This is a genomic window from Streptomyces sp. NPDC048504, from assembly GCF_043200035.1.
Lineage (GTDB): Bacteria > Actinomycetota > Actinomycetes > Streptomycetales > Streptomycetaceae > Streptomyces.
The window spans coordinates 97,461-121,097 of the sequence record NZ_JBICXA010000003.1 but is presented as its reverse complement, the minus strand read 5'-3'; the positions used below and the strand labels follow the sequence as shown (position 1 = coordinate 121,097).

30 protein-coding genes are annotated in these 23,637 nt (G+C 69.9%); 23 read left to right on the top strand and 7 right to left on the bottom strand.

Annotation, left to right across the window (positions count from 1 at the left end):
• Window positions 1-34: 34 nt before the first annotated feature.
• The 4 genes from ACGFY9_RS08320 to ACGFY9_RS08305 all read left to right on the top strand — a co-directional run bounded on the left by ACGFY9_RS08320 (window position 35) and on the right by ACGFY9_RS08305 (window position 3,454).
• Window positions 35-988 carry a heme o synthase gene (locus ACGFY9_RS08320; protein ID WP_393753370.1) on the top strand — a complete coding sequence of 318 codons (954 nt, stop codon included), beginning with the start codon at window positions 35-37 and terminating at the stop codon, window positions 986-988.
• A 72-nt stretch (window positions 989-1,060) separates the two neighbouring features.
• On the top strand, window positions 1,061-1,381 hold the full coding sequence (locus ACGFY9_RS08315; protein WP_393752958.1) for a hypothetical protein: 321 nt from the start codon (window positions 1,061-1,063) through the stop codon (window positions 1,379-1,381).
• Window positions 1,382-1,582: 201 nt separating this feature from the next.
• A complete protein-coding gene (locus ACGFY9_RS08310) occupies window positions 1,583-2,689 on the top strand; it encodes an amidohydrolase family protein (protein WP_033283127.1) in 1,107 nt (368 codons plus the stop codon).
• Between the two features lie 18 nt (window positions 2,690-2,707).
• Window positions 2,708-3,454, top strand: a complete 747-nt coding sequence (locus ACGFY9_RS08305; RefSeq protein ID WP_393752957.1) for a nucleotidyltransferase — start codon at window positions 2,708-2,710, stop codon at window positions 3,452-3,454.
• Window positions 3,455-3,486: 32 nt separating this feature from the next.
• On the opposite strand, the gene ACGFY9_RS08300 is transcribed toward ACGFY9_RS08305, so the two are convergent.
• A complete protein-coding gene (locus ACGFY9_RS08300) occupies window positions 3,487-4,497 on the bottom strand; it encodes a COX15/CtaA family protein (protein WP_329351218.1) in 1,011 nt (336 codons plus the stop codon).
• 286 nt (window positions 4,498-4,783) lie between these two features.
• On the opposite strand from ACGFY9_RS08300, the gene ACGFY9_RS08295 reads away from it, so the two are divergent.
• Window positions 4,784-4,987 (top strand): hypothetical protein, encoded by a 204-nt coding sequence (locus tag ACGFY9_RS08295; protein WP_393752956.1) that lies wholly within the window; start codon window positions 4,784-4,786, stop codon window positions 4,985-4,987.
• 12 nt (window positions 4,988-4,999) lie between these two features.
• On the opposite strand, the gene ACGFY9_RS08290 is transcribed toward ACGFY9_RS08295, so the two are convergent.
• The 3 genes from ACGFY9_RS08290 to ACGFY9_RS08280 are packed head-to-tail and all read right to left on the bottom strand — an operon-like array spanning window position 5,000 to window position 7,555.
• Window positions 5,000-5,716: an ABC transporter permease gene (locus ACGFY9_RS08290; RefSeq protein ID WP_393753369.1), complete on the bottom strand. Its 717-nt coding sequence runs from the start codon at window positions 5,714-5,716 to the stop codon at window positions 5,000-5,002.
• 56 nt (window positions 5,717-5,772) lie between these two features.
• On the bottom strand, window positions 5,773-6,696 hold the full coding sequence (locus ACGFY9_RS08285) for an ABC transporter ATP-binding protein (protein ID WP_393752955.1): 924 nt from the start codon (window positions 6,694-6,696) through the stop codon (window positions 5,773-5,775).
• A gap of 10 nt (window positions 6,697-6,706) precedes the next feature.
• Window positions 6,707-7,555 carry an aminoglycoside N(3)-acetyltransferase gene (locus ACGFY9_RS08280; RefSeq protein ID WP_393752954.1) on the bottom strand — a complete coding sequence of 283 codons (849 nt, stop codon included), beginning with the start codon at window positions 7,553-7,555 and terminating at the stop codon, window positions 6,707-6,709.
• Between the two features lie 160 nt (window positions 7,556-7,715).
• Between ACGFY9_RS08280 and ACGFY9_RS08275 the strand changes: the two genes are divergently transcribed.
• The 8 genes from ACGFY9_RS08275 (at window position 7,716) to ACGFY9_RS08240 (ending at window position 14,301) form a co-directional block, all read left to right on the top strand.
• Window positions 7,716-8,447 carry a helix-turn-helix transcriptional regulator gene (locus ACGFY9_RS08275; RefSeq protein ID WP_393752953.1) on the top strand — a complete coding sequence of 244 codons (732 nt, stop codon included), beginning with the start codon at window positions 7,716-7,718 and terminating at the stop codon, window positions 8,445-8,447.
• Complete coding sequence (gene sufB / locus ACGFY9_RS08270) at window positions 8,444-9,868, top strand: Fe-S cluster assembly protein SufB (protein ID WP_362978710.1); 1,425 nt, start codon at window positions 8,444-8,446, stop codon at window positions 9,866-9,868. Before ACGFY9_RS08275 ends, sufB begins: the two co-directional genes overlap by 4 nt.
• 61 nt (window positions 9,869-9,929) lie before the next feature.
• Window positions 9,930-11,111, top strand: a complete 1,182-nt coding sequence (gene sufD, locus ACGFY9_RS08265) for a Fe-S cluster assembly protein SufD (protein WP_393752952.1) — start codon at window positions 9,930-9,932, stop codon at window positions 11,109-11,111.
• Complete coding sequence (locus ACGFY9_RS08260) at window positions 11,111-11,428, top strand: non-heme iron oxygenase ferredoxin subunit (protein ID WP_019060531.1); 318 nt, start codon at window positions 11,111-11,113, stop codon at window positions 11,426-11,428. Before sufD ends, ACGFY9_RS08260 begins: the two co-directional genes overlap by 1 nt.
• Before the next feature lie 7 nt (window positions 11,429-11,435).
• Window positions 11,436-12,203, top strand: coding sequence for a Fe-S cluster assembly ATPase SufC (gene sufC, locus ACGFY9_RS08255; RefSeq protein WP_355912915.1), 768 nt, complete (start codon window positions 11,436-11,438; stop codon window positions 12,201-12,203).
• Window positions 12,200-13,474: a cysteine desulfurase gene (locus tag ACGFY9_RS08250; RefSeq protein WP_393752951.1), complete on the top strand. Its 1,275-nt coding sequence runs from the start codon at window positions 12,200-12,202 to the stop codon at window positions 13,472-13,474. Before sufC ends, ACGFY9_RS08250 begins: the two co-directional genes overlap by 4 nt.
• An 18-nt stretch (window positions 13,475-13,492) precedes the next feature.
• The gene (gene sufU / locus ACGFY9_RS08245) at window positions 13,493-13,966 is read left to right on the top strand and encodes a Fe-S cluster assembly sulfur transfer protein SufU (RefSeq protein WP_393752950.1); all 474 of its coding nucleotides are present in this window, start codon (window positions 13,493-13,495) and stop codon (window positions 13,964-13,966) included.
• Entirely contained in the window at window positions 13,963-14,301 is a 339-nt protein-coding gene (locus tag ACGFY9_RS08240; protein WP_019060535.1) for a metal-sulfur cluster assembly factor, read from the top strand. The genes sufU and ACGFY9_RS08240 overlap by 4 nt, the downstream gene beginning before the upstream one ends.
• A gap of 134 nt (window positions 14,302-14,435) precedes the next feature.
• Here the strand turns inward: ACGFY9_RS08240 and ACGFY9_RS08235 are convergent, their stop codons facing one another.
• Window positions 14,436-15,290: an AbfB domain-containing protein gene (locus tag ACGFY9_RS08235; protein WP_393752949.1), complete on the bottom strand. Its 855-nt coding sequence runs from the start codon at window positions 15,288-15,290 to the stop codon at window positions 14,436-14,438.
• A 148-nt stretch (window positions 15,291-15,438) separates the two neighbouring features.
• Between ACGFY9_RS08235 and ACGFY9_RS08230 the strand changes: the two genes are divergently transcribed.
• From ACGFY9_RS08230 to ACGFY9_RS08200, 7 genes are all read left to right on the top strand, one after another.
• Window positions 15,439-15,759 carry a DMT family transporter gene (locus ACGFY9_RS08230; protein ID WP_393752948.1) on the top strand — a complete coding sequence of 107 codons (321 nt, stop codon included), beginning with the start codon at window positions 15,439-15,441 and terminating at the stop codon, window positions 15,757-15,759.
• A 22-nt stretch (window positions 15,760-15,781) separates the two neighbouring features.
• Entirely contained in the window at window positions 15,782-16,333 is a 552-nt protein-coding gene (locus ACGFY9_RS08225) for a TetR/AcrR family transcriptional regulator (RefSeq protein ID WP_393752947.1), read from the top strand.
• Window positions 16,334-16,466: 133 nt separating this feature from the next.
• A complete protein-coding gene (locus ACGFY9_RS08220) occupies window positions 16,467-16,640 on the top strand; it encodes a hypothetical protein (protein ID WP_393752946.1) in 174 nt (57 codons plus the stop codon).
• A complete protein-coding gene (locus tag ACGFY9_RS08215) occupies window positions 16,637-16,846 on the top strand; it encodes a hypothetical protein (RefSeq protein ID WP_393752945.1) in 210 nt (69 codons plus the stop codon). Before ACGFY9_RS08220 ends, ACGFY9_RS08215 begins: the two co-directional genes overlap by 4 nt.
• Window positions 16,847-16,949: 103 nt before the next feature.
• Entirely contained in the window at window positions 16,950-17,939 is a 990-nt protein-coding gene (gene dapD, locus ACGFY9_RS08210; RefSeq protein ID WP_393752944.1) for a 2,3,4,5-tetrahydropyridine-2,6-dicarboxylate N-succinyltransferase, read from the top strand.
• A gap of 256 nt (window positions 17,940-18,195) precedes the next feature.
• A complete protein-coding gene (locus tag ACGFY9_RS08205; RefSeq protein WP_393752943.1) occupies window positions 18,196-18,753 on the top strand; it encodes a SigE family RNA polymerase sigma factor in 558 nt (185 codons plus the stop codon).
• On the top strand, window positions 18,750-19,976 hold the full coding sequence (locus tag ACGFY9_RS08200) for a WD40 repeat domain-containing protein (RefSeq protein ID WP_393752942.1): 1,227 nt from the start codon (window positions 18,750-18,752) through the stop codon (window positions 19,974-19,976). Before ACGFY9_RS08205 ends, ACGFY9_RS08200 begins: the two co-directional genes overlap by 4 nt.
• A gap of 30 nt (window positions 19,977-20,006) precedes the next feature.
• Here ACGFY9_RS08200 and dapA read toward each other — a convergent pair whose 3' ends face one another.
• A complete protein-coding gene (dapA, locus tag ACGFY9_RS08195) occupies window positions 20,007-20,912 on the bottom strand; it encodes a 4-hydroxy-tetrahydrodipicolinate synthase (RefSeq protein ID WP_393752941.1) in 906 nt (301 codons plus the stop codon).
• Between the two features lie 245 nt (window positions 20,913-21,157).
• Between dapA and ACGFY9_RS08190 the strand changes: the two genes are divergently transcribed.
• Window positions 21,158-21,517 (top strand): hypothetical protein, encoded by a 360-nt coding sequence (locus ACGFY9_RS08190; RefSeq protein ID WP_393752940.1) that lies wholly within the window; start codon window positions 21,158-21,160, stop codon window positions 21,515-21,517.
• Window positions 21,518-21,551: 34 nt separating this feature from the next.
• Here ACGFY9_RS08190 and ACGFY9_RS08185 read toward each other — a convergent pair whose 3' ends face one another.
• The gene (locus ACGFY9_RS08185; RefSeq protein ID WP_393752939.1) at window positions 21,552-22,502 is read right to left on the bottom strand and encodes an SDR family NAD(P)-dependent oxidoreductase; all 951 of its coding nucleotides are present in this window, start codon (window positions 22,500-22,502) and stop codon (window positions 21,552-21,554) included.
• A gap of 249 nt (window positions 22,503-22,751) precedes the next feature.
• Here ACGFY9_RS08185 and ACGFY9_RS08180 point away from each other — a divergent pair, with 249 nt between their 5' ends.
• Both ACGFY9_RS08180 and ACGFY9_RS08175 read left to right on the top strand, forming a co-directional pair.
• Window positions 22,752-22,898 carry a hypothetical protein gene (locus ACGFY9_RS08180; RefSeq protein WP_393752938.1) on the top strand — a complete coding sequence of 49 codons (147 nt, stop codon included), beginning with the start codon at window positions 22,752-22,754 and terminating at the stop codon, window positions 22,896-22,898.
• Window positions 22,895-23,608 carry a hypothetical protein gene (locus ACGFY9_RS08175; RefSeq protein ID WP_393752937.1) on the top strand — a complete coding sequence of 238 codons (714 nt, stop codon included), beginning with the start codon at window positions 22,895-22,897 and terminating at the stop codon, window positions 23,606-23,608. Before ACGFY9_RS08180 ends, ACGFY9_RS08175 begins: the two co-directional genes overlap by 4 nt.
• Window positions 23,609-23,637 lie beyond the last annotated feature (29 nt).

Genomic DNA, 23,637 nt, shown 5'->3' with positions numbered 1-23,637 from the left:
CACCCGAAGGCTTGCTGGGATGTCTCTGTCAGGGGTGTGCGTGACGGCCGTTGAATCCCGTCCAGCGGGGATTGTCGGGGCGAGCCAGAGCCCGAGCCGGCGGCCGATCGGGGCCCGGGTCATGGCGTTCGTGGCGTTGACGAAGCCGCGGATCATCGAGCTGCTGCTGATCACCACCGTTCCGGTGATGTTCCTGGCCCAGCAGGGTGTGCCGGACCTCAAGCTGGTCCTCCTCACCTGTGTCGGCGGCTACCTCTCCGCGGGTGGCGCCAACGCGCTCAACATGTACATCGACCGCGACATCGACGCGCTCATGGACCGCACCTCACAGCGCCCCCTGGTCACCGGCATGGTCAGCCCCCGCGAGTGCCTCGCCTTCGGCATCTCGCTCGGCGTGATCTCGACCCTGCTGTTCGGCCTGACCGTCAACTGGCTGTCGGCCTGGCTGGCGCTCGGAGCGCTCCTCTTCTACGTCGTCGTCTACACGATGATCCTCAAGAGGCGTACCTCGCAGAACATCGTGTGGGGCGGCATCGCCGGCTGCCTGCCGGTGCTCATCGGCTGGTCCGCGGTCAAGGACTCCATGTCCTGGGCGCCCATCATTCTTTTCCTCGTCATGTTCTTCTGGACGCCGCCGCACTACTGGCCGCTCTCCATGAAGGTCAAGGACGACTACGCGCGCGTAGGCGTGCCGATGCTTCCAGTCGTCGCCTCGAACAAGGTCGTCGCCAAGCAGATCGTCATCTACAGCTGGGTCATGGTCGCAGTCTCGCTGCTGCTGACGCCCCTCGGCTATACCGGCTGGTTCTACACCACGGTCGCGCTGCTGGCCGGCGGCTTCTGGCTGTGGGAGGCGCACGGGCTGCAGAACCGGGCCAAGGCCGAGGTGAGTGGCGGCAAACTCAAGGAGATGCGGCTGTTCCACTGGTCGATCACCTACGTGTCGCTCCTGTTCGTGGCGATCGCGGTGGACCCCTTCCTGAGGTAGGAGTCCCGCTGAGGCGGGAGTCACTCACCCCGCCCGTCGCCGTTCGATCTACCCGTCGGTAGCATCCTGGCCATGGCAGACACGCAGCAGGTTGACGCGAAGGCCGAGCGCCAGGTGGCCCGCCTCGCCAAGCAGATCGGCACCTTCTCCAAGGCGCACGGCGGGGCCGAGGCCCAGGTCGCGTACATCGGGGAACGCGGCGCCCGCATCGTCCTCGTCGGCGAGGACGGCGGCTGGGGCGACCTGGTCGCCACGACGTACGAGATCGCCCAGCAGGCGGTCGAGAAGTCCGGGATCACCGTCCACGAGGCCTTCGACGGCGAGTTCGCGGCCAAGGTGACGACGGGCCCGTACGAGTGGAAGCGCATGGCGGGCATCCAGGTAGGCGGGTAGCGCCCCAAAGGGGCGCGGGGCTGTATCTATTTGCGGCTCCGCCGCGTGGGCGCGACCAGCCACAACGGACCGTCGATCGCTGACGCACCTGCACCCCCACCCCATGGCGCCCCCTCACACGGGGTGTGTCCCAGCAACACCTCACACCCGATTCACCCGTTAGGACCTCAGGAACACAAGGTCCAGCAACGGGGAGCCCGGATGATCGAAACGCCGTCCCTCGTGGACCAGTACTGCCACGGCGTCCTGAGAACGGAGCTGGGCCTCGGCACCTTCGAGGCCCAACTCGCCCGCACCGAGGGCCCACCCGCCCCCGGCACCACCCTCTTCGACACCCAGACGGGCTTCGCCGTACGACGATGGTGCCCACCCCTGCTCGGCCTGGAGCCGCACTGTCCACCCGCCCGCTATCTCGCCCGGCGCCGTGAACTCGGCGTACTGGAAGCGGGCCGCAGGCTGCTGCGCGGCAGTGGCATCACGACGTACCTGATCGACACCGGCCTGCCCGGCGACCTCACCGGACCCGCCGAGATGGCGACCGCGGGCCAGGCGGACGCGCGGGAGATCGTCCGCCTGGAACTCCTCGCCGAACAGGTCGCCGACACCTCCGGCACCGTCGAGTCCTTCCTCGCCAACCTCGCCGAGTCGGTGCACGGCGCCGCCGCGAGCGCGGTCGCCTTCACCTCCGTGGCGGGCGTACGGCACGGCCTGGCGCTCGCGCCCGAACCGCCCGGTCCCGGCGAGGTACGGGGCGCGGCGGCCCGCTGGCTGGCCGGGCGCCGGGTCGGCGGAACGCTCAGCGACCCGGTGCTGCTACGGCACCTGCTGTGGATCGCGGTGGCATCCGGCCTGCCGCTCCAACTGCACGCCGGATTAGGCGAACCGGGCGTCCGCATCGACCGTACCGACCCCGTCCTGCTCACCGACTTCGTACGGGCGACGGCCGGCCTCGGCACGGACCTGGTGCTGCTGCACAGCTACCCGTACCACCGGCACGCGGCCCACCTCGCCGGCGTCTTCCCGCACGTCTACGCCGACTCCGGTGCCGCCCTCGTGCGCACCGGTGCCCGTGCCGCGACCGTGCTCGCCGAGATCCTGGAACTGGCCCCCTTCGGCAAGATCCTCTTCTCCAGCGGGGCCCACGGACTGCCCGAACTGCACGTCGTAGGAGCGCGGTTGTTCCGTGAGGCGCTCGCGCGGGTGCTCGGTACCTGGGTCGCCGAGGGGGCCTGGTCACCGGCCGACGCGCAACGCGTGGCGGGACTGATCGCGGTCGGCAACGCGAAGAGGGTGTACGGGCTGGAGTGAGCTGTACAGACTGGGCCCATGCCGACCGACGCGTTGCTCGCCCGCTTCCTGAACGAACTGGCCCCCCTGGAGCCCATCGCCGTGTGGGCCCATGGTTCGCTCGGCGGGGGCGACTACCAGGAGGGCCGCAGCGACCTGGACCTCATAGCCATCCTCGACCATCCCCTGAAGCCGAGCACCGCCCGCCAACTGGTCGCCCTGCACCGAGGGCTGCGCACCGACCCCCTCGCCGTCCGGCTGCACTGCAGCTACCTCGCGCCGGGAACGCAGGACGCCCCGAACCAGCGCCACCTCACCTGGGCCCACGACCACGTCACCCGTCGGCCCGTCACGCCGGTCACCCGGCGTGAACTGCACCAATTCGGGCGGGTGTTGCACGGCGGACCACCGAAGGACCTGCTGCCGGAGGTGACGGACCAGGAGCTGGCCGAGTTCGTCGTACGGGACCAGCGGGAGTTCTGGCGGCCGGCCGTCGACAAGCCGCAGATCTGGCTCGAGAACGGCTGGGTCGACGTGGGCCTGACCACCTTCGCCCGCGCGACGGTCACCCGCCGGGACGGCCGCCTGATCACCAAGCGCGAGGCCCTCGACCTGTTGCCCTCGCTCGGCGCTCCGGTGGAGGTCGTGGAGGACGTCGTACGGCGGCGTTACGACGATCCGGTACCGTCCGCTGCCCCCGAAGAGGGCTGGCTCGACCGCCGGGCCGAGCTGACCCGGGCTTATCTGGGCCCGGCGATCGACGACTTCGTGACCCGCTACGGGTGAGCCATTTGTTTACGGGTATTACGGGTGACGCTTCACGCGCGCGTGGGCAGTGACTGTTCCACCGACGGGCCCGGCAGGTCGGCCACGACCTCCGGCCGCTCGCGCAGCGACAGCAGCACCCGCAGCACCCCGATCCACACCAGGCAGGAGCCGAGCATGTGGAGGGCGACCAGGGCCTCGGGGAGGTTCGTGAAGTACTGGACGTAACCGATGACGCCCTGGGAGAGCAGGATCAGGAACAGGTCCCGGGTGCGGTCCAGGGGGCCCTTGGGGGCGTCGACCGCCTTGAGGACGAACCACAGGGCGAACGTCAGCGTGACCACGATCCAGGCGAGCACCGCGTGCAGCTTGGCGACCGTCTCCCAGTCGATCGGGATGCGGTCGACCTCCTTGGAGTCACCCGCGTGCGGGCCCGCGCCGGTGACCACTGTGCCGACCGCGATCAGCAGCACGGAGGCGGTGACCAGGAACCACACCAGTTGCTGGACGGCCTTGCCGACCAGCGGCTTGGGCTCCCCGTCGCCCTCCCGGCTGCGCTGCCACATCAGCGTGGCGACCGCGATCAGGGCCGAGGAGAGCAGGAAGTGCGCCGCGACCGTGTACGGGTTGAGGCCGACCAGCACCACGATGCCGCCGAGGATCGCGTTGCTCATCACGATCCAGAACTGCGCCCAGCCCAGCCGGGTGAGGGTGCGGCGGTACGGCTTCTCCGAGCGCGCGGCGATGATCGCCCAGCCGACGGCCGCGCACAGGACGTACGTCAGCATCCGGTTGCCGAACTCGATGGCACCGTGGAAGCCCATCGCGCTGGTCGTCGTCAGTGAGTCGTCCGTGCACTTGGGCCAGGTCGGGCAGCCGAGCCCGGAGCCCGTCAGCCGGACGGCACCGCCGGTGACCACGATGACCACGGACATGACGAGCGCGGCGAGAGCCGCCCGCCGGACCGTCCGGGGATCCGGGGTCCAACGTGCGGCGATGAAGGCGAGGGGGTTGCGCGCGGCGGCTACGACGTCGGCGGGGGTCACGTTTGGCACGGGGACCATCGTAGGGGGGTGCTTGTGCACGTATTCACGAGGGTCGGCGATGAGGAAGCGGGGCGCCGCTTTCGGCACCCCACTCGTTTCCTCCGTACCCCCGTTCCGGAGGGTCAGCGGGCGCAGATCACCTGGGCCTTGAGACCGCACCTGATGTTCCAGGCGTGGTGGCCCGACTACCCGTCCTCCTCCACCTACTTCACGCCCAACCTCACCTGCGACGGCTTCCGGTCCGCGGACGGCAGCAACAACGTGGATCCCGCCGAGTACTGTTCCCCGTCACTGGACCGGCTCGTTGCCTCCGCCCAGGCCGCAGAAGGCCCCGCACTCCGCCCAGGCCGGGAGGTTGTGGACGCAGGTCGACCGGAAGGTCACCGACGAGGCGGTCCAGCTCCCGGTAGCGAACGTCAGGCAGGTGGCCTTCACCTCCGCCCGCCTCGGCAACTACCAGACCACGCCGGGCTTCGGCCCGCTCGTCTCCCGGATGTGGGTCCAGTGAGCCCGCCCGGATTCACTCCCAGCGGAAGAACTTCCCTGCCGCCGCCAGCCCCACGACCGCCCACACGCCCAGAATCCCCAGGTCGCCCCACGGCATCCCGGCGCCATGCTGGAGCACGTCCCGCAGGCCGTCCGAGAGCGCCGAGATCGGCAGCAGGCCGAGTACGTCCTGGACGCCGGACGGGTACTTGTCCATCGGCACGATCACCCCGCCACCGACGAGCAGCAGCAGGAACACCAGGTTCGCCGCGGCCAGCGTCGCCTCCGCCTTCAGGGTGCCCGCCATCAGGAGGCCGAGGCCGGAGAAGGCCGCCGTGCCGAGGATCAGGAGCAGGAAGACCGCGAACGGGTTGCCGTGCGGGGACCAGCCGAGCGCGAAGGCGATCGCCGTCAGCAGGATGATCTGGAGGATCTCCGTGACCAGGACCGACACCGTCTTCGCGGTCATCAGGCCCCAGCGGGGCAGCGGGGAGGACGCGAGGCGCTTCAGGACGCCGTAGCGGCGCTCGAAGCCCGTGGCGATGGCCTGGCCCGTGAACGCCGTCGACATCACGGCCAGGGCGAGGATGCCGGGGGTGAGGAAGTCGACGGACTTGCCGTTGCCGGTGTCGACGATGTCCACCGAGCTGAACAGCACCAGGAGGAGGGTCGGGATGACCACCGTGAGGAGGAGCTGCTCGCCGTTCCGTAGGAGCATCTTCGTTTCGAGGGCGGCCTGTGCCGCGATCATGCGGGGGAGGGGGGCCGCCCCGGGCCGCGGGGTGTACGTCCCCGGAACAGTCGTCGTCACGAGCGCAGCTCCTTGCCGGTGAGTTCCAGGAACACGTCCTCCAGGGTGTGCCGTTCGACCGAGATCTTCTCCGGCATCACCCCGTGCTGCGCACACCAGGAGGTGACCGTGGCGAGCAGTTGGGGGTCGACCTTGCCGCCGACGCGGTAGGAGCCCGGGGTCAGTTCGGCGGCCGTGGAGTCGGCCGGGAGGGCCTTCAGGAGGGAGCCGACGTCGAGGCCGGGGCGGCCGGTGAAGCGGAGGGTGTTCTCGGCGCCGCCGCGGCACAGGTCCTCGGGGGAGCCCTGCGCGATGACCTTGCCGGCGTCGATGATCGCCACGTCGTCGGCCAACTGCTCGGCCTCGTCCATGTGGTGGGTCGTGAGGATGATGGAGACCCCGTCTGTGCGCAGGTCCCTGACCAGGTCCCAGGTCGCGCGGCGGGCCTGCGGGTCGAGGCCTGCCGTCGGCTCGTCCAGGAAGACCAGTTCCGGGCGGCCTACGACGGCCATCGCGAGCGCGAGGCGTTGCTGCTGGCCGCCGGACAGGCGGCGGTACGTCGTGCGGCCGCAACCGCCGAGGCCCAGGCGCTCGATGAGCGCGTCCACGTCCAGCGGGTGCGCGTGCAGCTTGGCGATGTGGCGGAGCATCTCGTCGGCGCGGGCGCCCGAGTAGACGCCGCCGGACTGGAGCATCACGCCGATTCTGGGGCGCAGCGCGGCGGACTCACGGACCGGGTCGAGGCCCAGGACGCGCACCGTGCCGGCGTCCGGCCTCCGGTACCCCTCGCAGGTCTCGACCGTGGTCGTCTTGCCCGCCCCGTTGGGACCGAGCACCGCGGTGACACCCGCATCGGCCACCAGGTCGAGGCCGTTCACCGCGGTCTTCGTGCCGTACCGCTTCACCAGGGCCTGGACCTGGAGCACGGGCTCACTTCGCATGGGCCCGAGTCTAGGTACGCGGCCCGCGCCTCAGGCGGGCGGGTGCGGGATCTCCCCCGGACGGGAACTCCTCCTCACGGGGGCGGTGCAGCGGCAGCCACCGTTCCGCGTACGCCACGGCGTCCGCCACCGGGAACAGCCGCGCGTCGGCCGCGCCCACCTTCCCCCGGAGGACCGGACGGTCCCGTTCGAAGTCGTGGCCCAGTTCGTCGAAGCGGTCCGAGGTGATCGACACCTCGGTCACCGTCTCCCAGCCGTCCGGTCCGGGGCGGCCGACCTGGACCAGCGGGGACGGGACGCGGTACTCGGCGAGATGGAAGCTGGTGCAGGCGTCGTAGCCCGCGCCGAGCAGCAGCACGCGCGCGTGGAGGGCCTCCAGGCGGGCCAGCGGGCTGCGCTCGCCGAGCCGGCAGTCGGTCGCGTGGCCGGCGACTATCTCGGCCGCGCGCGGGCCGAGCGCCGCGAACGACGTCTGCGGGTGCGCGGAGCGCTCGGCGCCGGGCCAGGTGCGGACGGTCTCCGGAAGCACGCCGACGCCGCGTGAGGGCGTGACGAGGGGGTCGTAGGACGGCATGGAGGTGCGGATGGTGTCCCACCACTCGCGCGGGACCGGCGGGTTTCCCCAGTGGGCCGGGTCCGAGAGGTCGCCGGTCTGGGTGGGGACGACCAGGGTGCCGTCCGGTCCGAGGGCGTCGAGGAGTCCCTGGACGAGCGACACGGCGCCTCCGCAGACCCATCCGAGGGAGCTGAGGGAGGTGTGTGCGAGGAGGGTCTCGCCGGGGCGGACGCCCAGCTCGCGCAGTTGTGCGGCGACTGTGTCCCGGGTGACGAGTGGGCCGGTGGGAGGGGGTGTGGGCATGGTCGTGGAGTGTCCTCGAAGGGGGTCCGTGGCGCCAGTGGATTGATCGATCAAAGATCGTTTTCGCAGGTCGGATTAGGTATGCCTAAGTGATGCAGCGCACCGTCCATCCGCCGGACGCGGGTTGCCTGCCTCTGAGGAATTACGCAACAATGGCGTTGTGAAAAACGTTGGCGAGGCTCCGCAGGAGGAACTCGCGACCGGTGAGCGGTCCACCCGCAACCGTGTCGCGCGCTCCATCCTGGACCACGGCCCGTCGACCGTGGCCGACCTCGCCGGCCGGCTGGGGCTGACCCAGGCCGCCGTACGCCGTCATCTCGACGCACTCGCCGCCGACGACGTCGTGGAAGCACGTGAGCAGCGGGTCTACGGAGCGCGCACGCGCGGCCGCCCCGCGAAGGTGTTCGCCCTGACCGACTGCGGTCGCGACGCCTTCGACCAGTCCTACGACAAGCTCGCCGCGGACGCGCTGCGCTGGATCGCACAGCGCGAGGGCGGGGACGAGGCCGTCGTGGCCTTCGCCCGTGACCGCATGGCCGCCCAGGCCATCGCCTACCGCAAGGTCGTCGAGGCCGCCGCCCCCGAGAACCGCGCGGAAGCCCTGGCCAAGGCCCTGAGCGCGGACGGGTACGCTGCTACGGCGCGTAGCGCACCGGTCGGTGAGCAGCTCTGCCAGCACCACTGCCCGGTCGCCCATGTCGCCGAGCAGTTTCCGCAACTGTGCGAGGCGGAGACCGAGCTCTTCTCCCAACTGCTCGGCACCCATGTCCAGCGACTGGCCACCATCGCCCACGGCGACGGCGTGTGCACCACGTTTATCCCGAAGAATTCCAAGACCGTTTCCGATCCACCGCACGCATCTGCACGTACCGCCGGGAGGAACCCCGCATGACGCTCCCCATCGAGGAGACCGCCCACCCCGAGCTTGAGGGTCTGGGTACCTACGAATACGGCTGGGCCGACTCCGACGTGGCCGGTGCCTCCGCGAAGCGCGGCATCAACGAGGACGTCGTCCGGGACATCTCCGGCAAGAAGAACGAGCCGGAGTGGATGACCAAGCTCCGCCTCAAGGGCCTGCGCCTGTTCGAGAAGAAGCCCATGCCGAACTGGGGCTCCGACCTCTCCGGCATCGACTTCGACAACATCAAGTACTTCGTGCGCTCCACGGAGAAGCAGGCGGAGTCCTGGGAGGACCTGCCCGAGGACATCAAGAACACGTACGACAAGCTCGGCATCCCCGAGGCGGAGAAGCAGCGCCTCGTCGCCGGTGTCGCCGCGCAGTACGAGTCCGAGGTCGTCTACCACCAGATCCGTGAGGACCTGGAGGAGCAGGGCGTCATCTTCCTGGACACCGACACCGCGCTGAAGGAGCACCCGGAGCTCTTCAAGGAGTACTTCGGCACCGTCATCCCGGTCGGCGACAACAAGTTCGCGTCGCTGAACAGCGCGGTCTGGTCCGGCGGTTCCTTCATCTACGTGCCGAAGGGCGTGCAGGTCGAGATCCCCCTGCAGGCGTACTTCCGGATCAACACGGAGAACATGGGCCAGTTCGAGCGGACCCTGATCATCGTCGACGAGGGTGCCTACGTGCACTACGTCGAGGGTTGTACGGCCCCGATCTACAAGTCGGACTCGCTGCACAGCGCGGTCGTCGAGATCATCGTCAAGAAGAACGCCCGCTGCCGTTACACGACCATCCAGAACTGGTCGAACAACGTCTACAACCTGGTCACCAAGCGCGCCGTCGCCTACGAGGGCGCGACCATGGAGTGGATCGACGGCAACATCGGCTCCAAGGTGACGATGAAGTACCCGGCCGTCTACCTGATGGGCGAGCACGCCAAGGGCGAGACCCTCTCCATCGCCTTCGCGGGCGAGGGCCAGCACCAGGACGCCGGCTCCAAGATGGTCCACATGGCGCCGAACACGTCGTCCAACATCGTCTCCAAGTCGGTGGCGCGCGGCGGCGGTCGTACGTCCTACCGCGGTCTCGTCGAGATCGGCGAGGGCGCTCACGGCTCCAAGTCGAACGTGCTGTGCGACGCGCTGCTCGTCGACACCATCTCCCGCTCGGACACGTACCCGTACGTGGACGTCCGCGAGGACGACGTGTCCATGGGCCACGAGGCGACCGTCTCCAAGGTCTCCGAGGACCAGCTCTTCTACCTGATGAGCCGCGGTCTGACCGAGTTCGAGGCGATGGCGATGATCGTGCGCGGCTTCGTCGAGCCGATCGCCAAGGAGCTCCCGATGGAGTACGCGCTCGAACTCAACCGGCTGATCGAGCTGCAGATGGAAGGCTCGGTCGGTTAAGACCGGTCTTCTGTAAGCAGCAAGCGAATTCTGACGCAGGAAAGAGAGCAGACCGACAGCCATGGCTGAGGCTCAGAGTATTCCGGTGGGGTCCACCACCGCCGGCGCGGTGGCCGTTGCCGCCGAGTCGACCGTCGCCACGCGCATGAGCGCGCCCCCGTCCTTCGACGTGGCGGACTTCCCGGTCCCCCACGGCCGCGAGGAGGAGTGGCGGTTCACCCCGCTGGAGCGCCTGCGCGGGCTGCACGACGGCACCGCGGTCGCCACCGGCGACGGCGTGAAGGTCGCCATCGGGGCCCCCGATGGGGTCACCGTGGAGACCGTCGGCCGTGACGACGCGCGGCTCGGCAAGGCCGGCACCCCGGTGGACCGCGTGGCCGCGCAGGCCTACTCGTCCTTCGAGAAGGCCTCGGTCGTGACCGTCCCCAAGGAGACGGTCCTGACCGAGCCGATCCGCATCGTCGTGCACGGCGAGGGCGGGGTCGCCTACGGCCACCAGGTCGTCGAGCTGGGAGCCTTCGCCGAGGCCGTCGTCGTCATCGACCACACCGGTGACGCGGTCCTCGCCGCCAACGTCGACTACATCCTCGGCGACGGCGCCAAGCTGACCGTCGTCTCCGTCCAGGACTGGGACGACAAGGCCGTGCACGTCGGCCAGCACAACGCCCTGATCGGCCGGGACGCCACGTTCAAGTCGTTCGTCGTCACCTTCGGCGGCGACCTCGTACGACTGCACCCGCGCGTGGCCTACGCCGGACCCGGCGGCGAGGCCGAGCTGTTCGGCCTGTACTTCACGGACGCCGGCCAGCACCAGGAGCACCGTCTCCTGGTCGACCACAACGTCGCGCACTGCAAGTCCAACGCCATCTACAAGGGCGCGCTGCAGGGCGAGGGCGCCCACGCGGTGTGGATCGGTGACGTGCTCATCGAGGCCAAGGCCGAGGGCACCGACACGTACGAGATGAACCGCAACCTCGTGCTGACCGACGGCGCCCGCGTCGACTCCGTGCCGAACCTGGAGATCGAGACCGGCGAGATCGTCGGCGCCGGACACGCCTCCGCGACCGGCCGCTTCGACGACGAGCAGCTCTTCTACCTGATGGCCCGCGGCATCCCCGCCGACGACGCCCGACGCCTGGTCGTCCGCGGCTTCTTCGCCGAACTCGTCCAGCAGATCGGTGTCGCCGACATCCAGGAGCGGCTGCTGGAGAAGATCGACGCGGAGTTGGAGGCGTCGGTCTGATGACCTTCGTACGCGCCTGTGGCCTCGGCGAGCTGGAGGAGGACACCCCGAAGCGGGTGGAACTCGACGGCACGCCGGTCTCGGTCGTGAAGACCGGGGGGGAGGTGTTCGCGATCAACGACATCTGCTCGCACGCGAACGTCTCGCTCTCCGAGGGCGAGGTGGAGGACTGCCAGATCGAGTGCTGGCTGCACGGCTCCGCGTTCGACCTGCGCACCGGCAAGCCGTCCGGCCTTCCCGCCACGCGCCCCGTACCCGTTTACCCCGTACAGATCGAAGGGGACGACGTGCTCGTCTCCCTCACCCAGGAGTCCTGAGGAACCCATGGCAACGCTTGAAATCCACGACCTGCACGTCACCGTCGAGGCCGACAACGCCACGAAGGAGATCCTCAAGGGCGTCGACCTCACCGTGAAGCAGGGCGAGACCCACGCCATCATGGGCCCGAACGGCTCCGGCAAGTCGACCCTCGCCTACTCGCTCGCGGGCCACCCGAAGTACACGATCACCGGCGGCACCGTCACCCTCGACGGCGAGGACGTCCTGGAGATGTCCGTCGACGAGCGCGCCCGCGCCGGCCTGTTCCTCGCGATGCAGTACCCGGTCGAGGTCCCCGGTGTGTCGGTCTCCAACTTCCTCCGTACGTCCGCCACCGCCGTCCGCGGTGAGGCCCCCAAGCTGCGTACGTGGGTGAAGGAGGTCAAGGAGACCATGGAGCGCCTCTCCATGGACCCCTCCTTCGCCGAGCGCAACGTCAACGAGGGCTTCTCCGGCGGTGAGAAGAAGCGCCACGAGATCCTTCAGCTGGAGCTGCTCAAGCCGAAGATCGCGATCCTCGACGAGACCGACTCCGGCCTGGACGTCGACGCCCTGCGCGTCGTTTCCGAGGGCGTGAACCGCGTCCGCGAGACCGGCGAGGTCGGCACCCTGCTGATCACGCACTACACGCGCATCCTGCGCTACATCAAGCCCGACTTCGTGCACGTCTTCTCCGGCGGCAGGATCGTCGAGTCCGGCGGCGCCGAGCTGGCCGACAAGCTGGAGAACGAGGGCTACGAGGCTTACACCACGAAGGGTGGCGTATCAGCGTGACGCAGACGCCGGGCCTCCTCACGGGTACGTCCCAACTACTCGACGAGGCGATCCGCAAGGACTTCCCCATCCTGGACCGCACGGTTCACGACGGTAAGAAGCTCGTGTACCTGGACAACGCGGCGACCTCGCAGAAGCCGCGCCAGGTGCTCGACGCCCTGAACGAGTACTACGAGCGCTACAACGCCAACGTCCACCGCGGTGTGCATGTGCTCGCCGAGGAGGCCACGGCGCTGTACGAGGGCGCGCGCGACAAGGTCGCGACGTTCATCAACGCGCCCAGCCGCGACGAGGTGATCTTCACCAAGAACGCCTCCGAGTCGCTCAACCTCGTTGCGAACATGCTGGGTTGGGCCGACGAGCCCTACCGCGTGGACCACGAGACCGAGATCGTCATCACGGAGATGGAGCACCACTCCAACATCGTGCCGTGGCAGCTGCTCTCGCAGCGCACCGGCGCGAAGCTGAAGTGGTTCGGCCTCACCGACGACGGCCGCCTGGACCTCTCCAACATCGACGAGATCATCACGGAGAAGACGAAGATCGTCTCCTTCGTCCTGGTGTCGAACATCCTCGGCACGGTCAACCCGGTCGAGAAGATCGTGCGCCGCGCGCAGGAGGTCGGGGCCCTGGTCCTGATCGACGCCTCGCAGGCCGCGCCCCACATGCCGCTGGACGTGCAGGCCCTCCAGGCCGACTTCGTGGCCTTCACCGGCCACAAGATGTGCGGTCCGACGGGCATCGGCGTCCTCTGGGGCCGCCAGGAGCTGCTCGAAGACCTCCCGCCGTTCCTGGGTGGCGGCGAGATGATCGAGACCGTGTCGATGCACTCGTCGACCTACGCTCCCGCCCCGCACAAGTTCGAGGCGGGCACCCCGCCGATCGCCCAGGCGGTCGGTCTGGGCGCGGCGATCGACTACCTGTCGGCGATCGGCATGGACAAGATCCTCGCCCATGAGCACGCGCTGACCGAGTACGCGGTGAAGCGCCTGCTGGACGTCCCCGACCTGAAGATCATCGGCCCCACCACGGCCGAGGACCGGGGCGCGGCGATCTCCTTCACCCTGGGCGACATCCACCCGCACGACGTGGGCCAGGTGCTGGACGAGGAAGGCATCGCGGTCCGGGTCGGCCACCACTGCGCCCGACCGGTCTGCCTCCGCTACGGAATTCCTGCGACCACGCGAGCGTCGTTCTATCTGTACTCCACGCCGGCCGAGATCGACGCACTGGTCGACGGCTTGGAGCACGTACGGAACTTCTTCGGCTGAGGGACGTGAACTGAGACCGTGAAGCTGGATTCGATGTACCAGGAAGTCATCCTGGACCACTACAAGCACCCGCACGGCCGGGGCTTGCGGGATGGCGACGCCGAGGTGCACCACGTCAACCCGACGTGCGGCGACGAGATCACGCTGCGCGTGAAGTACGACGGCGAGCAGATCACGGACATCTCCTACGAGGGCCAGGGCTGCTCCATCAGCCAGGCATCGGCCTCCGTACTGAACGACCTCCTCGTCGGCAAGGAACTGTCCGAGGCGCAGAAGATCCAGGCGACCTTCCTGGAGCTGATGCAGTCCAAGGGCAGGATCGAGCCCGACGACGCGATGGAGGAGGTGCTGGAGGACGCGATCGCGTTCGCCGGCGTCTCCAAGTACCCGGCACGGGTGAAGTGCGCCCTCCTCAGCTGGATGGCGTGGAAGGACGCGACGGCCCAGGCCCTGGGCGGAGCCGACTCCGACGCGGAAAGGAAGACGGCATGAGTGACACCGAGACCATGGAGATCAAGCCCGCCTCCGAGGAGGAGGTCCGCGAGGCCCTCCTCGACGTCGTCGACCCCGAACTGGGCATCGATGTCGTCAACCTCGGCCTGATCTACGGCGTGCACATCGACGACGCCAACATCGCCACCATCGACATGACCCTGACCTCGGCGGCCTGCCCGCTGACGGACGTCATCGAGGACCAGGCCAAGTCCGCCACGGACGGCCTCGTCAACGAACTCCGCATCAACTGGGTGTGGATGCCGCCGTGGGGTCCGGACAAGATCACGGACGACGGACGGGACCAGCTTCGGGCGTTGGGGTTCAACGTCTGAGCCTGCCGACTCACCGGAAACGGCCATACCTTCGGGGTATGGCCGTTTCTTTGCATCACGTCGACATCGGGCAGGACGAGGCCGTGGGCTGGGTGGTGCTCGCCGACTCCGAGGGCCCGCCCCATTGAGCCCGCCTAGTCGAGCCCGGCCACCAACCGGAACGCCGAGTCCGACCGGTACAGGGTGCTGTCCTGGTAGCGGTCCAGCCTGAGCTGGAAGTCCTGGTGGCGGAGGAAGCGGCCCGGGTAGTTGACCGACTCCAGCATCACCGCGCCGGAGTAGGGCGACGGGCGGGGGCAGAAGGTGGCGTCCTGTTTGAAGAGGGAGGAGCCGTCGTTGCGTTCCGCGCGGAGGATGAAGTTGCGGTGGCGCAGGTAGCTGCCGTCGGCCGTCGTGAAGGAGTAACAGGAGCTGTTCGCAAGGCCCTTGACCAGTTTGAAGGTGGCCGCGCGGCGGGCCGCGGCGGAGCCGGCCGGGTTGAGCTTGACGAAGTCGCCGCTCACCTGCCAGTAGCGGTCCGGGTAGTTGACCGAGCGGACCGACTTCCAGGCGGTGGAGGACGACGAGCCCGACGTGCCGGATGAACTGCCGTGGGACGACGTCGACTTGGACGGAGACGGGGACTTCGCGGCGGGCTTCGAGCTGGGTCCCGCGGTGGCGGACGGCGTGGTGCCGGGCGCCTTCGCCGAGGCCGGGTTCGACTTGTGCTCGTCGGGCGTCGGCGTGCTCTGCTTCGACGGGGACGCGTACGAGAGCAGGCCGGGGCCGTCCGCGCCGGCCGGTGCCGTCGGGTCCGCCTTCTTTGTGCGTGACGTGTCGTCAGTTTGCTTGTCCGTCACGACGATCGCCGTGACGCACACGACGATCGTGGTGATGGCGAGCGCCCCGGCCAGATAGAGCCGGCGGGTTCCGGGGGCCCGGGAGCTGTCGGGGGCCCAGCCGTTCTCCCAGGGGGAGTTGGGGGAGGGCGGGGGTGAACTGTCTGGCATGCGCTGTTCCTCCAGCGGCGCCCATGGCGACGGCCGTGACCGTGAAAGCCAGGTGTGTGAACGGTGAAACAGTAGTGGAGCGAGGGGACCATGAGCAGCCGTTTCAGTGAGCGGTTTCTATGAGATTCCGTTATGTACACTCGTACACATGGGATTCCTGATGCTCCTCACGGCGATCGCCGCGGAGGTGGGCGGCACCACCGCCATGAAGTTCAGCCACGGCTTCAGCCGGCTGTGGCCGTCGGTCCTCACGGTACTCGGATACGTGCTCTCCTTCGCGCTGCTCGCGCAGACGCTGAAGTCCATGTCGGTCGGTACGGCCTACGCGATCTGGGCGGGCCTCGGCACCGCCGCCATCGTGGCGATCGGGACGGTGTTCCTCGGTGAGGGCATGACCCTCGCGAAGGCCGCCGGCATCGCGCTGATCATCGTCGGGGTCGTGGTCCTCAACCTCGGCGGCGCGCACTGATGGCCAGGGGAGGCACGCACTGATGGCCCGGCGTCACGACCCCGAGCGGCGGCAGCGGATCATCGACGCGGCGATCCGGGTGGTCGGGGCGAAGGGCATCGCGGGTCTCAGCCACCGTTCCGTCGCCGCCGAGGCCGATGTTCCGCTCGGCTCGACGACGTACCACTTCACGACCCTCGACGAACTGATGGTCGCCGCCCTGCGCCAGGCCAACGAGGCCTTCGCCAAGGTGATCGCCTCGCGGGGCGGTCTTGAGGACCCGCGGACCGACCTGGCCGGGGAGCTGGCCGGCTGGATGGGGGAGTGGCTCGCGGGTGACCGCACGGGCGTCGAGTTGGAGTACGAGCTGTACCTGGCCGCCCTGCGACGCCCCGCCCTGCGCCCCGTCGCCGACGAGTGGGCCCGCGACCTCGCCGACCAACTGGCCCGGCGGACCGACCCGGTGACCGCGCGGGCGCTCGTCGCGCTGATCGACGGGATCTGTCTGCAGGTGCTGTTGACGGGCGCGCCGTATGACGAGGCGTATGCGCGGGAGGTGTTGGGGCGGGTGGTTCCGTGGCCCGCGGAGGGCTGAAGCGCTTTCCCGCAGCCCCCTCGCGAACTCTCCGGCCCCGCTCCGTGAACTCTTCGGCCCCCACCGGGTAACAGGAGCCGACACGACGGCATGTCGACGCCGTCGACGCCACTGACGAATCGCGGGAAACCTGGTGAGCGGACCACCGCCGGGTGCGGCGCGGGACGGGGACGACGCTGAGGTCGTCGCCCGGTCGTTGGAGCAGCCGGAGTCGTTCGCCCTGCTCTACGACCGGTACGCGGCGGACATCCACCGGTACCCGCCCTCGCGACCCTGCCGGGCGGGAAGGTCACCGACCATCTGGTGAAGGACGCCGCGGGGCGCCAGGCGATCGCCCTGGGCTACGTCAGGGAGGACAACCCCAAGTCCGGGGAGTCGGCGGCGGACCAGTGGCTGCTCGACCCGCAGACGTATCGGATCGTCGGCATGCGGATGCTCCTGGACGGCAAGGTCGTCGGCGGCAACTCGATCGCCGCGCGGGCCGTGGTGGACAAGGCCGGTGAGCGAGGCTGACGCAGGCCCGTGATCCGCGTCGACGGGGCCCGTGCGTGTCGTTCCCTGAGACGCCCCGCGCACGAGTTGGTCCCCGCCGCCCCCGCCAGGTTAGGTTTCCCTCATGACCGACACGACCGCACCTCGCACCACCGGCGCCGTTGCCGCCGGGCTCGCCACCGTCGCCGCCGACGGGACCGTTCTCGACACCTGGTTCCCCGCGCCCGAACTGTCCGCCGAACCCGGGCCCGCCGGTACGGAGAGCCTGTCCGCCGAGCGTGCCGTGGAGCTGCTCGGTGAGGGTGCGGCCAAGGCGATCGGCCCGGACGTCCGCCGGGGCGTCGAGGTCATCGCGGTCCGCACGGTCATCGCCTCCCTCGACGACAAGCCGCTCGACGCGCACGACGTGTACCTGCGGCTGCACCTCCTCTCGCACCGGCTGGTCAAGCCGCACGGCCAGAGCCTGGACGGCATGTTCGGCTTCCTCGCCAACGTCGCCTGGACCTCGCTCGGCCCGGTCGCCGTGGACGACGTCGAGACGGTCCGGCTGAACGCGCGCGCCGAGGGCCTGCACCTCCAGGTCACGTCGATCGACAAGTTCCCGCGCATGACGGACTACGTGGCCCCGAAGGGCGTCCGCATCGCCGACGCAGACCGGGTCCGCCTGGGTGCGCACCTCGCCGAGGGCACGACCGTCATGCACGAGGGCTTCGTCAACTTCAACGCCGGCACGCTCGGCACGTCGATGGTCGAGGGCCGGATCTCCGCCGGTGTCGTGGTCGGCGACGGTTCGGACATCGGCGGCGGCGCGTCCACGATGGGCACGCTGTCCGGCGGCGGCAACGTCCGCATCACCATCGGCGAGCGCTGCCTGATCGGCGCCGAGGCGGGCGTCGGCATCGCGCTCGGCGACGAGTGCGTCGTCGAGGCCGGTCTCTACGTCACCGCCGGCACCCGCGTCACGATGCCCGACGGCCAGATCGTCAAGGCCCGCGAACTCTCCGGCGCCTCCAACATCCTCTTCCGCCGCAACTCGGTCACCGGCACGGTCGAGGCCCGCCCGAACAACGCGGTCTGGGGCGGCCTGAACGAGATCCTGCACAGCCACAACTAGCGGTTCGTCCACATGAGTTGAGCGCCCTTCCGTTCGCCGGGAGGGCGCTCGACCCATGTCGGGCCTCATGTTCGTCAGCCGACGTACGGCAGCTCGGGCAGGCCGACGGCTCATGCGGCCACCGTAGGGGAGTGGTTGGGCGAGGCGGGCGGAAATTTCTCGTGCCGGCAGGCATAGCGGGCGGTGTCCGCACACGTCCCAAGGATCACAGGGGGCGGGGCATCGTGTGCCGTCGGGGAAGTGAGTGAAGGTGACGATGGATGCCGAAGGGCTGGAAGGTTTCCGGGACTTCGTGGACAACAGGTCGTCGGTGCTGCTGAGGACCGCCGTGCTGCTCAGCGGGGGAGACCGGTACGCCGGTGAGGATCTGCTGCAGAACGCCCTGGCCAAGGCGGCCGGCCGGTGGGAGCGGATCGACGAACCCGAGGCGTACGTACGGCAGATCCTCTACCGGCAGCAGGTCAGCCGCTGGCGGCTGAAGTGGCGAAGACGCGAACTGACCGTCGCCGAACCGCCGGAGACCCGCGCGGACACGGACGCCTCGTCCGCCGCCGAGCTGCGCGTCGTGATGCGCGAGGCGCTGTCCCGGCTCACCTCCCGCCAGCGCACCGTCCTCGTGCTGCGCTACTTCGAGGACCTCCCGGAGGCCGAAGTGGCCCGGCTGCTCAGCTGTTCCGTCGGCACCGTACGGTCCACCACCCACCGTTCCCTGGCCCGACTGCGCGTCCTCGCACCGGAGTTGGCCGCCCTGGGCCCGGCCGGCACCGAGCTCGGGTCCTCCCGTGACCACGCGCCCGTGGAGGTGCGCCCGTGAACGTCGACGATCTCCTGCGCGACACACTGCGCGAACAGGCCGCCGAACAGCCCCCGGCGGGACCGGGGTTCGCCGACTGGGTGCTCGCCGTCCGCCGGCGCCGCCGTACCCGAAAGCTCGTGGCCGCCGTCGTCGCGACGGTCGCCGTGATCGCCGTAGCGGTGGGTGTGCCGCGGCTCTCCTCGGGTAAGGACGACGTCCGTCCGACGGGTGTCGTGGACCGGGAGAACACGAGCGCCCACCCGGACCAGTCGCCGCCGCGCGAGCTGATCGCCGCCGGGAAGACGGCACTTGCCGCCTATTACATCCCGGCCAAGGTCACGCTGTCGGCCAGGGAGTCCGTCTCCGAGCGCACCTACTGGCTGTTCGACCGGAAGACCGGCACCTATGTGAAGGCCCCCAAATGGTCGTTCGTCGCCGTCGCCCCGGGCATGAAGACCGCCGCCGTCCTGGAACGGACCCTGCCCGCCTCCCGGATCGGCCTGCTCGACCTGGCCACCGGCGAGGTGAAGCGGTGGATCCAGGTCAGTCACAAGGTCGGTGGTGTGTCGTTCTCGGACGACGGCCGGAAGCTGGTCGCGACGACCTACACCCACAACCCCGACGCGGAGTTCCACCCGGCGGACCCCAACGTCGGGGAGCCCGACGTACCGTCGAGCCGCACCGGTTTCTACGTCCTCGACGTGGCCTCCGGCAAGGGCTCCTGGGCCGGGGTCACGGTCGGCGGCCAGCGGGCGGACGGCCTGCCCACCTCCGTCAACAACCGCCAGGACTTCGCCCTCACCCGCGACGGCAGGTACATCTGGGCCGGCCTCCCCTCCGACGAGGTCAACAAGCTGTTCTACGACTTCACGGGCGCCGAGGTCCCCGCACCGGAGGACGGCAGCAAGTACCTGGTCTGGTTCGTCGACGCGGGGCTGTCCCCGGACGGCAAGCTCGTCGCCGGTGACTTCGCGGGGACGTCGTGGCCCACCTCGTCGTACATCGTCGACTCCGCCACCGGCGAGAAGAGCGAGGTCCGGGGGCAGCAACTGCTCGCCTGGGCCGACGACAAGTCGCTGATCGCCTGGGACGTGGGCGAGGGGACGAACGGGAGCGAATTCCACACGCGGCTCATGCTGGTCACCGTCGGCAGCGACAAGGAGGTACCGCTGAGCGGCTACCTCGGGGGCAAGTCCGACGTCAGCGCCGGACGGTGGGTGCCCGTCTTCGCCCAACGCTGAGAGACCGGCGCCGACTTGGCGCCGGTCTGGTCACACGGCGATGAACTCCTCGTACGCCGCCAGCAGCCCGTCGGCCGCATCCCGGCCGGCGGGCCGCAGCGGGGCCCGGACCGAACCCCCGGGCAGGCCCAGCGAGTTGAGCAGCGCCTTGACCGTCACCGTGCCGGGCAGCCCCGCCGACATCATCAACTCGATGAAGGGCGTGGCGCGTTGCTGGAGGCGGGCGGACACGGGGGTGTCGCCCGCCTCGAACGCGTCCAGGATCGCCCGGAGTCGGGCGGGGACGACGTTCGCGACGGTGCTCACATAGCCCGCCCCGCCCACCGCGTACAGCGCGAGGATGTGCTCGTCGCAGCCCGCGTAGTACGCCAACTCCGTGCGGTCCAGCACCTTCTGGATGCCGAGGAAGTCGTAGGAACAGTCCTTGACCGCGACGATCCTGGGGTGCTCGGCGAGCCGGATCATGGTCTCCGGTTCGATACGGGTGCCGGTGCGGCCCGGGATGTCGTAGAGGACGAGAGGGAGCCCGGAGGCGTCGGCGACCTCGCGGAAGTGCGCCTCCAGGGCGTCCTGCGGGGGCCTGCTGTAGTACGGCGAGACCACCAACACCCCGTCCGCGCCCGCCTTTTCGGCCTGGAGGGCGAGTTCCACGGTGTGCCGGGTGTCGAAGGTGCCGACGCCCGAGACGAGGGGGACCCGGTCGCCGACGGCCTCGCGGACGGCGGTGATGAGCGCCGCCTTCTCCGCGTCCGTCGTGGTCGGCGACTCACCGGTCGTCCCGGACAGCACGAGCCCGTCACAGCCCTCCGACACCAGCCGCTCGGCGAGGAGTTGGGCACCGGGGAGATCGAGCGCGCCCGTCTCGGTGAAGGGGGTGACCATCGCGCACAGGGCGCGACCGAAAGGGGGTGGGGCGGAGCTGGCCGTGTTCGTCATGGGAGTAGTCTCCGCAGAGCGACAGTGAAGCTCCACTTAATTCTTCTACGGGATATCGATAAGGAATGCTGCGGAATGGTGAGTGGTGGTGTGACGGGGAGCGGCGACACCGGGGACTCCGTGCGGCGGCGTGACGCGGAAGGAGCCGCCGACGTCCCCGGCCGCCACCACGACGACGCCGCCCCCTCGCCCGTTTCACCGGCCGCGTCCTGGTGGTCTGCCCCCGCTGCGGTGGTCGCGCGCTCGTGGTGCCGCGTCCCGGGCTGCCCGCGCCCGGGTACGCGACGGAACTACCGGGCGGCACCGAGGACCCCTTCTTCCGGCGCCCACTCTGGCACCGGACCCGCTGCGCCGGGCACGTCCTGTGGGCCTACGACGAGGGCGATGTTCGCGCGGCTGCTGCCTGGATGAAGACCTCCGGGCACCGCGCCGAGATCATGGCCGGCCTGGAGACACTGCGAGCCCTGGCCGAGCGCTCGACCCCCGCCGACCGCTCCGACGCCGCCCACGAACACGGCGACCGCCCTCGCCCGTACGGGAGCCTCTCCTTCCGCGGCGGTCCGTACCGGAGCCGGGGTGGCCGGCCCGCCGGGCGTGACGCGTAGGCAACTCGCCGACGCCCAGCGGAAGTTCCCGCGCCTATCGGAACCCGAGGTCCGGATCCGTGCCGGTCAGCTCACCGCTCGCCGTCCAGAGGCGGGCGCCGACATCCGGGTCGGCCATGTGGGAGGGGACGGGCTCACGCCGTGGCAGGCCGCGCAGGCCGAACACCCTTGGGCCCCACAGTTGCCCTCCCCGCACCTCCGGGTCGAGGACGGCACGGACGACGGGCCGTGCTCCGGCGTGCTTGCCCTGTACCAGGAGCCCGGCGGGCAGGGCGCGCAGCCGTTGGCCGGGGTTCGTCACGTGTACCGGCGCGCGGGACGGGGTGAGGGTGTCCAGTGCGCCGCCGGGGTGGGCCACCACGCTGAGCACCGTGCTGCCGACGGCACGCAGGCGGCGGTCGAGTTCGAAGCCGAAGCACATCTGCGCCAGCTTCGAGCGGCCGTAGGCGCGCTTCGGCCGGTAGTCCCGGGTCGAACCCAGATCGTCCAGGTCCAGCCGCTCGGACCGCGCCGCGAAGCTTCCCACCGTCACGACGCGGCCCGCCGGCGCCGCGGACAGCAGGGGGGCCAGCCACCGGGTGAGCGCGAAGTGGCCGAGGTGGTTGGTGCCGAACATCAGCTCGTGGCCGTCCGCGGTCTCCCGGCGCGGCGGGTCGTCGAGCGCGACCCCCGCGTTGTGGACCACCGCGTCGAGACGGCCGAGGTCCAGCCTGTCCACGGCGGCCTTCAGGGACGACAGGTCGGCGAGGTCCAGCACGAGGTGCCGCACCCGCGCGCCGGGGACGCGCGAGCGGATCGAGGCCATGGCGGCGTCGGCCTTCGCGGCGTCCCGGCTGCCGAGGACGACGACGGCGCCGGTGGCGGCGAGCTGCTCCGCCGCGAAGTAACCGATCCCGGCATTGCCCCCGGTGACCAGGAAGTTCCTGCCCTCGGCGGACGGCAGCCGGTGAACGTCCCACGTTCGGCTCTGGGATGCGGAAGACACGATGACAGGCTCCTTGCGCTCTGGGGCGGCGTGCTCAGGCGGAGCACCACCCGGCCAAGCTCGCAACGTCCACCGACAGACCGCTGACAGCGCGCGGTCACCGCCGACAGACCGCCGACATCCCTCCGGAGAATCGCGGAGACGGAGAGAGCCCAAGGCCCTATGTCCAATTGGCCCCCTCATGGGTCACCATGGCCAGGAAGGTCACCGACGTGGGAAGTCGATCCACCCCTGGTCACGGGAGGCGTCATGAAGCTCGGCAAGGCACTGGCCACCGGAGTCGCCGAGGAGCGGCCGCAGATCCACGAGGACGAACGCGAACTCCCCGAAAGGATCACGGAGTTCGCGGAGATCACGGAACTGACGGCGCCCGAAGAGGTACCGGCCGCCCGATGAGACTGCGGCTCCCCGAGGAACGCCCGACGGAGCCGCCGACCGGATTCAAGATCGCCCACCCGGTGCTGTCCCAGGACGGCACCCGGGCCGGGTTCACCGGTGTGTCGCTGGGCGGCGCGCTGCCGTACGGAGTCGTGGCCGACGCGTCCTGCGTGTACGGCCGCCGGCACCGTTCGCCCGCGCGACTCTGCGACTGCGGCTTCCACTGTGTGCACGAACGGGCGGCTGCGGAAGCCCTGTTGTGCACCGCCGAGCACCGCGCGGCGGTCCTCCTCGACATCACCGTGCTCGGCACCTACATCCGCTTCGAACGCGGCTTCCGCTACGCCAGCCAACGCGTCCGCACCGCCACCGTCGGCCCCTGCGGCTGCGGCGCCCGGGCCGTCGCCCTCGCCGACGCCGGTTGGGGCAGGCCCGGTTGGCGCGCCCTGGCCGCCGCATGCCCGGGCTGCGTCCGCAGCCGTACGTCCGTCCCGCTCGCCGGGTTCGCCCGGCTGGCCGGGGACGGGCTGCGGGTGGTGGCGGGCAGCGGCGGCCCAGGAGACGACCAGGCAGCCCCGGCGGCGACCGTCGACCCCGGACTTCCCGATGGGCTCGGTGTGCCCGAACTCGTCGCGGAAGCCGCCCTGTTGCAGGCCCGCCTCGACTGGTTCCAGAGCCGGTTGGCCCGCCTGGAAGGGAGTGGGGGACAGCAGCAAGGCGGGCCTTGACCTCAACTTTGGTCGAGGTTGAAGGCTGG

Coding starts and splice junctions, on each gene's coding strand:
- ACGFY9_RS08285 (WP_393752955.1), bottom strand. CDS start 6,696: ATGCGAAGTGAGCCCGTGCTCCAGGTCCAGGCCCTGGTGAAGCGGTAC.
- ACGFY9_RS08240 (WP_019060535.1), top strand. CDS start 13,963: ATGAGTGACACCGAGACCATGGAGATCAAGCCCGCCTCCGAGGAGGAG.
- ACGFY9_RS08205 (WP_393752943.1), top strand. CDS start 18,196: ATGGATGCCGAAGGGCTGGAAGGTTTCCGGGACTTCGTGGACAACAGG.
- ACGFY9_RS08235 (WP_393752949.1), bottom strand. CDS start 15,290: ATGCCAGACAGTTCACCCCCGCCCTCCCCCAACTCCCCCTGGGAGAAC.
- sufB (WP_362978710.1), top strand. CDS start 8,444: ATGACGCTCCCCATCGAGGAGACCGCCCACCCCGAGCTTGAGGGTCTG.
- sufC (WP_355912915.1), top strand. CDS start 11,436: ATGGCAACGCTTGAAATCCACGACCTGCACGTCACCGTCGAGGCCGAC.
- ACGFY9_RS08230 (WP_393752948.1), top strand. CDS start 15,439: ATGGGATTCCTGATGCTCCTCACGGCGATCGCCGCGGAGGTGGGCGGC.
- ACGFY9_RS08225 (WP_393752947.1), top strand. CDS start 15,782: ATGGCCCGGCGTCACGACCCCGAGCGGCGGCAGCGGATCATCGACGCG.
- ACGFY9_RS08315 (WP_393752958.1), top strand. CDS start 1,061: ATGGCAGACACGCAGCAGGTTGACGCGAAGGCCGAGCGCCAGGTGGCC.
- ACGFY9_RS08175 (WP_393752937.1), top strand. CDS start 22,895: ATGAGACTGCGGCTCCCCGAGGAACGCCCGACGGAGCCGCCGACCGGA.
- dapA (WP_393752941.1), bottom strand. CDS start 20,912: ATGACGAACACGGCCAGCTCCGCCCCACCCCCTTTCGGTCGCGCCCTG.
- ACGFY9_RS08300 (WP_329351218.1), bottom strand. CDS start 4,497: ATGGTCCCCGTGCCAAACGTGACCCCCGCCGACGTCGTAGCCGCCGCG.
- ACGFY9_RS08280 (WP_393752954.1), bottom strand. CDS start 7,555: ATGCCCACACCCCCTCCCACCGGCCCACTCGTCACCCGGGACACAGTC.
- ACGFY9_RS08305 (WP_393752957.1), top strand. CDS start 2,708: ATGCCGACCGACGCGTTGCTCGCCCGCTTCCTGAACGAACTGGCCCCC.
- ACGFY9_RS08180 (WP_393752938.1), top strand. CDS start 22,752: ATGAAGCTCGGCAAGGCACTGGCCACCGGAGTCGCCGAGGAGCGGCCG.
- dapD (WP_393752944.1), top strand. CDS start 16,950: ATGACCGACACGACCGCACCTCGCACCACCGGCGCCGTTGCCGCCGGG.
- ACGFY9_RS08260 (WP_019060531.1), top strand. CDS start 11,111: ATGACCTTCGTACGCGCCTGTGGCCTCGGCGAGCTGGAGGAGGACACC.
- ACGFY9_RS08290 (WP_393753369.1), bottom strand. CDS start 5,716: ATGATCGCGGCACAGGCCGCCCTCGAAACGAAGATGCTCCTACGGAAC.
- sufD (WP_393752952.1), top strand. CDS start 9,930: ATGGCTGAGGCTCAGAGTATTCCGGTGGGGTCCACCACCGCCGGCGCG.
- ACGFY9_RS08310 (WP_033283127.1), top strand. CDS start 1,583: ATGATCGAAACGCCGTCCCTCGTGGACCAGTACTGCCACGGCGTCCTG.